At 36.5% G+C, this 11854-nt stretch carries 10 protein-coding genes; all 10 read left to right on the top strand.

Going from position 1 to position 11854, the window contains the following annotated elements:
* Nucleotides 1-176: 176 nt before the first annotated feature.
* Nucleotides 177-1196 (top strand): ATP-grasp domain-containing protein, encoded by a 1020-nt coding sequence (locus PARC_RS02580; protein ID WP_010554157.1) that lies wholly within the window; start codon nucleotides 177-179, stop codon nucleotides 1194-1196.
* Nucleotides 1197-1205: 9 nt separating this feature from the next.
* The gene (locus PARC_RS02585; protein ID WP_033012859.1) at nucleotides 1206-2267 is read left to right on the top strand and encodes a glycosyltransferase; all 1062 of its coding nucleotides are present in this window, start codon (nucleotides 1206-1208) and stop codon (nucleotides 2265-2267) included.
* 84 nt (nucleotides 2268-2351) lie between these two features.
* Nucleotides 2352-3416: an EpsG family protein gene (locus PARC_RS02590; RefSeq protein WP_010554159.1), complete on the top strand. Its 1065-nt coding sequence runs from the start codon at nucleotides 2352-2354 to the stop codon at nucleotides 3414-3416.
* A gap of 110 nt (nucleotides 3417-3526) precedes the next feature.
* Nucleotides 3527-4318: a glycosyltransferase gene (locus tag PARC_RS02595; protein WP_010554160.1), complete on the top strand. Its 792-nt coding sequence runs from the start codon at nucleotides 3527-3529 to the stop codon at nucleotides 4316-4318.
* A gap of 166 nt (nucleotides 4319-4484) precedes the next feature.
* A complete protein-coding gene (locus tag PARC_RS02600; RefSeq protein WP_010554161.1) occupies nucleotides 4485-5612 on the top strand; it encodes a glycosyltransferase in 1128 nt (375 codons plus the stop codon).
* A 57-nt stretch (nucleotides 5613-5669) separates the two neighbouring features.
* The gene (locus tag PARC_RS02605; RefSeq protein WP_033012858.1) at nucleotides 5670-6266 is read left to right on the top strand and encodes a sugar transferase; all 597 of its coding nucleotides are present in this window, start codon (nucleotides 5670-5672) and stop codon (nucleotides 6264-6266) included.
* On the top strand, nucleotides 6259-6897 hold the full coding sequence (locus PARC_RS02610) for an acetyltransferase (protein WP_010554163.1): 639 nt from the start codon (nucleotides 6259-6261) through the stop codon (nucleotides 6895-6897). The genes PARC_RS02605 and PARC_RS02610 overlap by 8 nt, the downstream gene beginning before the upstream one ends.
* Before the next feature lie 45 nt (nucleotides 6898-6942).
* A complete protein-coding gene (locus tag PARC_RS02615) occupies nucleotides 6943-8118 on the top strand; it encodes a DegT/DnrJ/EryC1/StrS family aminotransferase (RefSeq protein WP_010554164.1) in 1176 nt (391 codons plus the stop codon).
* Between the two features lie 199 nt (nucleotides 8119-8317).
* Nucleotides 8318-10279, top strand: coding sequence for a polysaccharide biosynthesis protein (locus PARC_RS02620; RefSeq protein ID WP_010554165.1), 1962 nt, complete (start codon nucleotides 8318-8320; stop codon nucleotides 10277-10279).
* Between the two features lie 127 nt (nucleotides 10280-10406).
* The gene (gene glmM, locus PARC_RS02625) at nucleotides 10407-11762 is read left to right on the top strand and encodes a phosphoglucosamine mutase (protein WP_010554166.1); all 1356 of its coding nucleotides are present in this window, start codon (nucleotides 10407-10409) and stop codon (nucleotides 11760-11762) included.
* Nucleotides 11763-11854 lie beyond the last annotated feature (92 nt).

Genomic DNA, 11854 nt, shown 5'->3' on the forward strand with positions numbered 1-11854 from the left:
AAAAAATAATAATTGGCGATAATTGCTGGATTGGTTTAAATGCAATAACTTTAAAGATACAGTTATAGGTGACAACTCGGTTATAGCTGCAGGTTTTGTTGTTAAAGGAGTCTTTACAAATAATGTATTAATTCAGCGGAACCCTGCAAAAATAATTAGAACACTGGATATATAAAATGAAAATAGCAATACACCATAGAGAGAATAGCTTTTCTAAGCCTTGGATCTCTTTTTGTAAAAATAATAGTATTGATTATAAGATTGTTAATGCTTATGACGATAATATTATTGAACAATTGCAAGGCTGCGATGCTTTTATGTGGCATCACCATCACGGTCAATTTAAGGATGTGATCACAGCAAAAAGAATATTATTTTCTTTAGAGCAGACCGGCATTAAGGTTTTCCCTAATTTCAATACAGGTTGGCATTTTGATGACAAAGTTGCACAGAAATACTTGCTTGAAGCTATCGGCGCACCATTAGTTCCTAGTTATGTTTTCTATGATAAGAAAGAGGCAACGACTTGGGCTAAGGCTGTTTCTTATCCTAAAGTTTTTAAATTGAAAGGCGGTGCAGGGGCTACCAATGTTAAATTGGTTAGAAATGAAAAGGAGTCGATTAAATTAATTAACAAAGCCTTTGGTAAAGGGTTCGAGCAGTTTGACCGTATTGGAAACTTAAAAGACCGCTTCAATAAATTTAGGGACGGTAAAGATACTTTCGCAGGCATCTTAAAAGGAGTTGCTAGATTATTTGTGTTGACAGAATATGCTAGGCTCCAAGGCCCTGAAAAAGAGTATGTATATTTTCAAGAATTTATACCAAATAATAGCTTCGATATTCGAGTGATTGTCATCGGAGATAAAGCATTTGCCATAAAACGACTAGTCAGGCCTGATGATTTCAGAGCGTCAGGCAGTGGTAGTATTGAATATGATCATTCAACAATAGATCTACGCTGCTTGGAAGTCGCTTTTGATGTGAATAAAAAATTAAATGCACAGTGCTTAGCTTATGATTTTATTTTTGATTACGACAATAAACCTCTGATAGTGGAAATCAGTTATGGCTTTGCTATGAATGGCTACATTGACTGCCCAGGTTACTGGAGTAGAGATTTAAATTGGCATAAGTCAGAAATCCAACCTTATGCGTGGATGGTTGAAGAATTAGTTAATAAAGATGAAGGTTAGAGGTCATTTTTGAATAAAAAGAAATTATGCATAATCGTTCCTACCTTAAAGATGGGAGGCATGGAAAGAGTCGTTTGCTTATTATCAAATTATTCGGTTGCAAATGGCTTTCATGTATCAATTATTTGTCTTTTAAAAAGTAAGGTTGCATATGAATTAGACGATAGAGTTGATGTGATTCAACCTAAATTTGACTATAAAGCAGGCTTGATGGGAAAGGCTAAGGTTTTTTTCTATTTAACTTCTGCTCTTTTAAAAATAAAACCAACGGTGGCACTCTCTTTTAGTGAAGTTTTCAACCCCTTGTCTATAATTAGTTCTAGAATATCAAATGTTCCAATATATATATCTGATAGAAGTAATCCACATGTAAATCTTCGGTCTATCATACAGTTATTGCGTAAGTTCATATATCCATTTGCTGCTGGTATGATCGCTCAAACTCAAACAGCTAAAAGTGTTGCTTTAGAAAAAAAATATAATAAAAATATTGCGGTAATAGCCAACCCATTAAGGCAAATAGAAGAAAGCAATATTCCTGTGAATAAAAATATAATTATTTCTGTTGGAAGGTTGATAGCAACAAAAAATTTCTCCGAACTTATTGATATTTTCTCTGAAGTAGATTCGATGAAATCATGGGAATTATGGATATTAGGTGATGGCCCTGAAAAAAATGTTTTACAAGGTCAGATCAATAGTAATGGTCTTGGTGACCATGTTAAACTCATAGGTGCAGTTAAAAATGTTGATGATTACTTGTCACAAGCAACTATATTCGCTTTTACGTCAGTCTCAGAAGGTTTTCCAAATGCTTTAAGTGAAGCAATAGCATACCCCCTCGCTTGTATTGCTTATAACTGTCCTGCAGGACCAAGTGATTTAATTCGTGATAACGAGAATGGCTTTTTAATTCCGCTTGGTGACAAAGAATGCTATAAAATTCATTTGAACACTTTAATGATAAATGCTTCAACAAGGAAAAGAATTATAAGTGACTATGAACTTCACCGTGAAAAATACCATATAGATAATATATCAATTAAATATTTATCATTTCTATTTGATTGATTTCTCTGGTTTCGCTTTGAGTAACTGATTTTTATACATATGAAGTGGTAACTATACATGCAACTTGATGACGGTTTTTACTAAATGGCTCCTTATTTTATCGTACTTTTTTTCGTAGTTGTTATTGCCTATTTTGGCAATAAATATGGCAGTAGAGGTGTAGAGTATATATGTGTAGGACTAATACTTTCAGTTCTGACACTTTTTGGAGGTTTACGTAATTATACTGTTGGAACTGATACTGGTACTTACTTAAAACACCTTGGAAGAATGGGGTCTTTTGATGATGTATGGAAATCGACTGAGATTGGTTATAATTTTCTTATGTTCTTGTCAAAAAGTCTATCTGATAATTTCGCAAGCCTATTATTACTGATTGCGGCAATTGTTGTGCTTTGTTATGTTTTGACTATTGTACGAATGACTCAACGCTATGAAACTGCCATATTTCTATTCATAACGCTTGGTACCTATACTTTCTTTTTTAATGGTGCTAGACAGGGGATTGCCGCAGGAATTTGTTTTTTGGCCATTCCATGGCTACTAGAGAGAAAGCCGAAAGTATACTTTACTTTAATAGTTTTAGCTTTTACGTTTCACCATACCGCATTAATAGCTGCTCCAATTTATTTTTTAGCCAGACCTTACATCGGACGAACACAAATATTAACTGTTATAGGTGGAACAGTTATTATGACGCTATTTTTAGCTACTTTTGTTAGATTCGCTACGGTTTATTTAGGTGATCAATATTCTACTTATGCGGTTGTTACATCTGGCGGTGGGCACTTAACTGTTGCTTTTCTTGTTACTCAAGGTTGTTTACTTTATATGGCTAGGAGTATAGCAATAAGTCCTAATGGTTACTATTCTCGATTACTCAATATATACTTGTTAGGGTTGATACCAGTTGTTGCCGGCGTAGTATCAAATGTAAATCCATCAGGAATCATTCGGTTACATTTATATTTCAGCACAACTGCTATCTTACTCTGGCCAATGGTTTTTCTGGGACTTAGTAAGTTTAAAATACGAAGTCTTATATCGTATGTATTTTTTATTGTTTGTTTGTTGTACTTCTTTATGAATACATCAACATTCAGTAATTTAACACCTTACCAACTGAACTCAACTCTATTTGATTGGTAAATAATTTTAATTCATTCCAATTTCACTCACTTTTTCTAAATTATTGTTATCAGGTGAAAATAAGTTCTAGGGTGGGTTAAATTGATATATACGTATTGTAAGGTGACAACATGGTGAGAATAACTGTGATTATGGGAATTTATAATTGCGAGACTACTTTGTCTGAGGCAATCGATTCATTATTAGAACAAACAATTCCAGACTGGCAATTAATAATGTGTGATGATGGTTCGATAGATGGTACGTTCATGATCGCAGAAGAATATGCTAAAGCCCATTCTAATATCTCGTTAATAACAAATGATAAAAATAAGGGGTTGGCTGCTACTCTTAATCATTGTTTAGAGTTTGTAAATACTCAGTTTACTGCAAGAATGGATGGTGATGATGTTTGTAGTCCCGATAGGTTTGAGAAACAGTTAAACTTTTTAAATAAAAACCCAGACTACGCATTAGTCAGTACAGCTATGAACTTATTTAATGAAAGTGGTGTGTTTGGAAAGGTTAATCCTAAATTTAAGCCAACTAAAATCGATTTTATTTATGGCACACCACATTGTCACGCTCCAATGATGATGCATACATCTGTACTGCGAGAAATTGGGGGGTATGACAGTTCACTTAAACGGGCTCAAGATTATGATCTTTGGTCGAAATTTTATCAAGCTGGCTATTTGGGAGTTAACTTAAAAGAGCCGTTGTACTCTATGAGAGATGATCAGGCTGCTACTACTAGAAGAAGTTTTAAAGTAAGATTATTAGAAGTGAAATTAAGGTATAGAGTTTTTAAAAGACTGGATATCCCTTTGCGTTATAGAGTATTAATTTTTCAGCCTTTAGTAAAAGCTCTGATACCAAGCTATCTTATAACTAAAGCAAGAAAAATCATCTATAAAGTGTAAGCTTATTAACAGAATTTATCTATTTTACTTTTTATATCAATATTGGCGAAGTACTAAGTAGATATTATATAATGAACTATTAATTTGAATTTAGAAAAAGCCTAGTAGTTTTAATTTTTATAACTAGAGTCTAAAAGGCTTTTTGTAATATTTCTGAAGGTAATAAATGAAAAAATCAATCGCAATTTTAGTTACAACTCCCCTAACTGTTAATAGCTTTATGCTCGACCATATACGTGAGCTAACTAAGTTATATCAAGTTACTATAATTGCGAACAAGAATCTTGGAATTTTATCTGATGATATTGATGTGAGTTTTATTCATTTGCCAATGAAGCGTGAAATCTCGTTAGTTAATGATTTAGTATGTATTGCAAGGCTTATACTTATTATTAATAACAGCAACTTTTCTGCTGTTCATACTATTACACCTAAAGCCGCTTTGTGTGGGATGGTATCATCCTTTATTTGTCGTACCAAAAATAGGTTTCATACCTATACAGGCCAAGTGTGGGTAACAAGAACAGGATTGTTCAGACAACTCTTGATTCTTATTGATAAATTAGTCTTCAAGTTGTCTACTCATGTATTAGTCGATAGTCCATCTCAAAAGAGCTTTCTATTAACTCATAATATTATTACTAATAAAGGAGCTACTGTTCTTGGTAAGGGCTCTATTTCAGGTGTAAATATATCTAAATTTGAATTTAGCCAAACGGATAAAAAAGAAATTAGGAGTAAGTTTGATATACCACAAGATGCTTTCGTGTTGCTTTTTCTTGGGCGTTTATGTAAAGACAAAGGTATAGATGAATTATTAGAAGCTTATACTAAAAATAATAAAGCAGGTTCTGATGCTTATTTATTATTAGTTGGCCCTAATGAGAGTGAATATAATGAACAATTTTTTAATGAGTTTAAAAATAATAAGATTAAAGTTGTAGGTTTGACAAATAACCCAAATCAATATTTCAGCGCTGCAGATGTATTAGTGCTACCTAGTTATCGTGAGGGTTTTGGTACAACTATTCTTGAAGCTGCTGCAAATGGTATCCCTGCGATAGCGAGTAACATATATGGTTTATCTGATGCTGTTGTTGATAATGAAACGGGGTTATTGCATGAGCTTAAACATAAAGGTGAACTCGCAGAACATATGGCAAAATTAGAAGCAGATAGAGCATTGACAAAAAGACTAGGACAACAAGCTAATGAACGAGTTAATAATAGTTTTTCATCAGAATATTTAACTTCTGAACTAGTAAGCTTTTACAAGGAGAATGTTGGTGTTTAAGTGTACTTTATTTTCTGCCGCTGGTTTTTATTTGAGCATTATGGGGCTTGATAAATAATGAAGAGGCTTTTTGATGTATTCGTCAGCTTATTTACACTAATCACTTTAACTCCAGTACTTATGGTTATTGCGTTTTTAGTTAGAGTTAAACTTGGCTCTCCAATATTATTCACTCAAGATCGTCCCGGTCTTAAGGGGGAGATCTTCAAGATGATGAAATTCCGTACTATGCTTGATGCCGTTGACACAAACGGTAGCCAACTACCAGATGAACAGCGAATGACCTCTTTTGGCAGTTTTTTACGTTCATCTAGCTTAGATGAGCTACCAGGACTTTTTAATGTTATTAAAGGCGATATGAGCTTAGTTGGGCCTAGGCCATTGTTAGTCCAATACCTGCCTTTATATAATGAAGTACAAGCATGTCGTCACAATGTGCGGCCAGGTATTACTGGTTGGGCGCAAGTAAATGGTCGCAATGCCATTAGCTGGGATCAAAAGTTTAAGCTTGATGTTTGGTATGTAGATAACCAAAGCTTTTTACTCGACATGAAAATATTATTATTAACAGTAAAAAAGGTGTTTGTGCGTGAAGGCATAAGTGCTGATGGGCACGTCACTATTGAGCCATTTAAAGGTTCTAATAATGACTAAAAATTTGGCTATAGTTGGTGCTAGCGGTCATGGTAAAGTCATTGGAGATATTGCCGAGCAGTTAGGTTATACCGTTATATTTTTTGATGATGCTTACCCAAGTAAAAAAAACATTGAGCATTGGACTATACACGGTACATGCGCTGATTTAATTGCCCCAAATAATGCTAATACAACATTTGGTAATGATGTGGTCGTTGCTATTGGTAATAACGAAATTCGCCAGGAAAAAATACTGTTATTACAACAGCATAGCTTTAACCTTATTACTTTAATTCACCCAACCGCAGTAATAAGCCCATATGCAGCAATAGCACAGGGCACCGTGGTTTTTGCTGGGGCTGTTATTAATGCTTTTGCCAAAGTTGGTGTTGGTTGTATTATCAATACTGCTGCTGTAGTTGAGCATGATTGCACCATTGATAATTTCACCCATATTTGCCCTAATGTTGCTTTAGCCGGTGGCGTGTCTGTTGGTACTAAAAGCTGGGTTGGTATTGGTAGCCAAGTAAAACAATTAATTACGATTGGTAGTAATTGTATAGTTGGTGCTGGTAGTACAGTTGTAAAAAATACACCTGATAATGTAACAGCGTTTGGCTCTCCCGCTGTTGTAATAAAAAGCCACTAAAAATACTTTTTATGATCTTTTCTATACAGAATAAATAGGAATACCATGTTAAACACCCCATTTTCTCCTTGGCCTAGCTTTACATCTGATGAAGCCGATGCAGTAAGTCGCGTTGTTCTTTCAAATAAAGTTAATTACTGGACCGGCACTGAAGGACGTGAGTTTGAAAAAGAATTCGCAACTTGGGCTGATAGTGAATACGCCATTGCTTTAGGTAATGGCACGCTAGCACTTGATTTAGCACTTAAAGCCTTAAATGTAGGCGCTGACGATGAAGTAATAACCACACCACGTACATTTTTAGCGTCTGCTTCAAGCATTGTTACCGCTGGTGCTACACCTGTATTTGCTGATGTTGATTTAAATAGTCAAGCGATTACAGCCGAAAGTATTAAAGCAGTGCTTACACCAAAAACTAAAGCGGTGATCGTGGTGCATTTAGCAGGTATGCCTGCTGAAATGGACGACATAATGGCATTGAGTAAAGAGCATGGCTTTTATGTAATTGAAGACTGTGCCCAAGCGCATGGTGCTAAATATAAAGGTAGCTCTGTGGGTAGTATTGGTCATGTGGGCGCATGGAGTTTTTGCCAAGATAAAATAATGACCACCGGCGGCGAAGGCGGCATGGTAACTACAAATTCAAAAAAGTTATGGTCTACTATGTGGAGCTATAAAGACCACGGTAAAAGCTATGATGCTATTTATAATCGTCAACACCCACCAGGGTTTAGATGGTTACACGAAAGCTTTGGCACAAATTGGCGTATGACTGAAATGCAAGCTGTACTTGGCCGTATTCAATTAACACGTATGAGTGATTGGACTGCAAAACGCCAAGCGTACGGTGCTGAGCTAGATAAAGCTGCAAGTGAATTTGACTGTATTCGTTTAGTATCAGTGCCAAGCTACATTGAGCATGCTGAATACAAACATTATATGTTTGTTAATTCTGAGCAATTAGCTGATGGTTGGACTCGTGACCGTATACTTAACGAAATAGTTCAACGTGGTGTACCCTGTTTTCAAGGTGGTTGTTCGGAAGTGTATTTAGAAAAAGCCTTTGATAACACTGAATTTAGACCTGAGAAACGATTAGAGAATGCCGTTGAGCTTGGAGAAACTGCATTGATGTTTTTAGTTCACCCTACGTTAACACAAGCTGAAATAGCTAAAACAAAACGAGTGATGAAAGAAGTATTTGAGTTAGCATCAAAGTAAAGCTAGTAAAGTTAATTATTCACAAAGAAGTTAAGAGGATGATTCACTTTAGATATGTTGATGGCTGAAGTAAAATAAATTTTGTTTATGCTATCAGAGTTAATAAAATCAATAGAGTCTTGGTAGCATCTAGTTATTGGGCTTTGCTTTTAATCTTGAAACTAGATTAAATCTACAATCTATTATCAAAAGGATTTTTATGGACAGTTTTATCCGCTCAATTATTAATGCCCCGCGTGCAAAAAAGCGTGTTATTACGCTTTTTATTGACTCACTTTTTATAGCAGCCGCTTTTTGGCTAGCGTTAATAGTGAGGCTTGACAGCTTAGAGCCATTAAGTGTTTCTGGTAATTGGTTATTATTAGCACTCTTAATTCCCATTAGTTTATATGCATTTATTAGTTTAGGTTTATACCGCGCTGTTTTGCGGTATATGAACTCACAAGCAGTATGGGCCATTATACTCGGTACGCTTATCACTACGGTAAGCTTGGTGTTGCTAGCATTTTTTGTTGGTATAGATATACCACGTACTATGCCATTTATTTTTGCTTGGCTATGTTTATTAACCGTAGGTGGTTCACGTATTATAGTGCGCGCACTGATAGGAAGAATGACCACCAGCAACAAAGATGCGGTTATTATTTATGGTGCAGGCTCGTCGGGGCGTCAATTAGCGACTGCTTTAAATGCAGGCCCTGAGTATTTTGTCAGTGCGTTTATTGACGACGACGTGACAAAACATGGCTCTATAATACAAGGCATACCGGTACGTGCGTTTAATGACATACATGAATTAATAAAAAAACGTAAGGCAACCAAAGTGCTGCTTGCTATGCCTAGTGAAACACGTGCAAGGCGCAAAGAAGTACTCGCACAACTTGAGCCATTAACCATTAAAGTACTTTCGATCCCGGGCATGGCCGATATTGTTGAAGGTAAAGCGAAGCTTTCTGAATTTAGAGATGTTGAAATTGAAGATTTACTAGGGCGCGACCCAGTAACTCCTAAAGATGATTTAATGACCGCCAATATAACAGAGAAAGTAGTCATGGTTACTGGTGCGGGTGGCTCAATCGGTTCAGAACTGTGTAGACAAATAGTTAAACTCAAACCAACTAAATTAGTGTTGTTTGAGCGCAGTGAAATTGCTCTTTATTCAATTGAAAAAGAGCTGGGTGAATACATATCTAATAATAAGCTTAACATTGAACTCATCCCTATCATGGGCTCAGTACAACGTGTAAATCGCCTTGAAACGGTAATGAGAACCTTTGGTGTGCAAACCATCTACCATGCCGCTGCTTATAAGCATGTGCCATTGGTTGAGCACAATGTAGTAGAAGGTGTACGTAATAATGTATTTGGTACCTACTACGCCGCAAAGGCCGCTGTTGAGGCTAAGGTAGATACCTTTGTACTCATTTCTACCGATAAAGCAGTACGGCCAACAAATGTAATGGGTGCAACTAAGCGCATGGCTGAGCTAGTATTACAAGGTTTAGCACAAGAACAGGGGGCTAAACACCAAACACGCTTTTGTATGGTGCGCTTTGGTAATGTGCTTGGTTCAAGTGGCTCTGTTGTACCGCTATTTCGCCGCCAAATAAAAGAAGGTGGCCCAATAACACTTACTCACCCAGATATAACCCGTTACTTTATGACTATTCCAGAAGCTGCACAGCTAGTAATACAAGCAGGCGCTATGGGCAAGGGCGGTGATGTATTCGTACTTGATATGGGCGACTCGGTAAAAATAAGTGATTTGGCAACTAAAATGGTTAGATTGTCGGGCCTCGAAATTAAAACAGATGATACCCCGCATGGTGATATTGAAATTAAATGTACCGGTTTACGCCCAGGTGAAAAGCTGTATGAAGAGCTATTAATAGGCGATAACGTAGAGCAAACACCGCATGAGCGTATAATGACCGCACATGAAGTAATGCTGCCGCTCATTGAGCTTAATGTATTTATTGATGCGCTTGATATTGCCTGCCATAACTTTGAGCATGAAAAAATACGTCAGCTACTACTCGATGCACCAACCGGCTTTAACCCCACTGATGGTATTTGTGATTTAGTATGGAATGCCAGACTTGAAAATGAATCTAAAGATAATACTAAAAGCGTAAATAATGTAGTTAACCTTCAAAGCTAGGGTTAAAGTTAGCAACGAATTTCTTAGTTGATTCTAATTTTTAAAAGTATAAAAAGCGTGAGTTACACTCGCGTTTTTTGCTTTTTAAAGCTCTTCTTAAGATTTTTTAATTTATAAGGGAATAATTATGTCTCGTAAGTATTTTGGTACCGATGGAGTAAGAGGTAAAGTAGGGACTTTTCCTATTACGCCTGATTTTGCAATGAAGTTAGGCTGGGCCGCGGGTACAGTCTTAGCATCGAGTGGTACAAAAGAGATATTAATAGGTAAAGATACACGTAATAGCGGTTATATGTTTGAGTCAGCTATTGAAGCAGGTCTTTCTGCTGCGGGTGTTAATGTAGCATTTGTTGGCCCAATGCCAACGCCTGCTGTTGCTTATTTAGCATCCACTTTTAGAGCGGATGCCGGTGTTGTTATTAGCGCATCACATAATCCATATTACGATAATGGTATTAAATTTTTTAATAATTCTGGTACGAAGTTAAACGATGAACAAGAACTTGAAATTGAAGCTTTACTTGAGCAAGCATTAAATAATGACGCTATGCAGTGTGTTAGCTCAAAACGCTTGGGTAAAGCAAGACGCATTAACGATGCTGCTGGACGATACATTGAGTTTTGCAAAGGCATATTTGCTAAAGATTTAACACTTGAAGGTTTAAAAATTGTTGTCGATAGTGCAAATGGGGCTGCGTATCACATAGCACCAAATGTTTATGCAGAGTTGGGTGCTGATGTTATTAGCATTAACGATAAACCAAACGGGTTAAATATAAATGAGCAATGTGGTGCCACGCATCTAGATAGCCTTCAAGCCGCTGTACTTGAACATAAAGCAGACTTAGGTATTGCGCTTGATGGTGATGCTGACAGATTAATGCTTGTTGATGATAGTGGCGCTGTGATTGACGGTGACCAAATACTTTATATTTTAGCTAAAGCAGCAAAGCTGCAGGGCAAAATGCAGGGTGGTGTTGTTGGTACACTAATGTCTAACCTCGGGTTAGAGCTAGCGCTTAAGGAAATGGATATACCATTCAAGCGCGCTAAAGTAGGTGACCGCTATGTTGTTGAGCAGCTTAAAAATACGGGTTGGAAGCTTGGTGGTGAAGGTTCAGGCCATATTCTACACTTAGATTATGCAACCACAGGTGATGGTATTGTCGCTTCTTTATTGGTATTAACAGCGCTTATTCAGCAAAAGCAATCATTAAAAGATTACGTAGCAGGTATGCAAAAATTACCGCAAGTACTCTTAAATGTGCGTTTATCACAAAATAATGCGAATGAAATCTTAAATACTGATTCAGTGAAGCAAGCAGTAGTAGAAGCTGAAACACTATTGGCAGATACAGGCCGTGTTTTACTACGAAAATCAGGCACTGAACCACTCATCCGTGTTATGGTCGAGTCAACTGATTCTGTCGCATCTCAAGTGCAAGCTGAGGATATTGCTACGGCAATAAAAGCGTTATTGTAGAAATATATATAGGTTATATAAGGTGAGATTCCTATCTCACCTTCAAAAATATCTATGGGCTACGTATATAATTGGGGTTCAAATTACTGGCT

The sequence above is a fragment of the Pseudoalteromonas arctica A 37-1-2 genome, assembly GCF_000238395.3.
Classification (GTDB): Bacteria; Pseudomonadota; Gammaproteobacteria; order Enterobacterales; family Alteromonadaceae; genus Pseudoalteromonas; species Pseudoalteromonas arctica.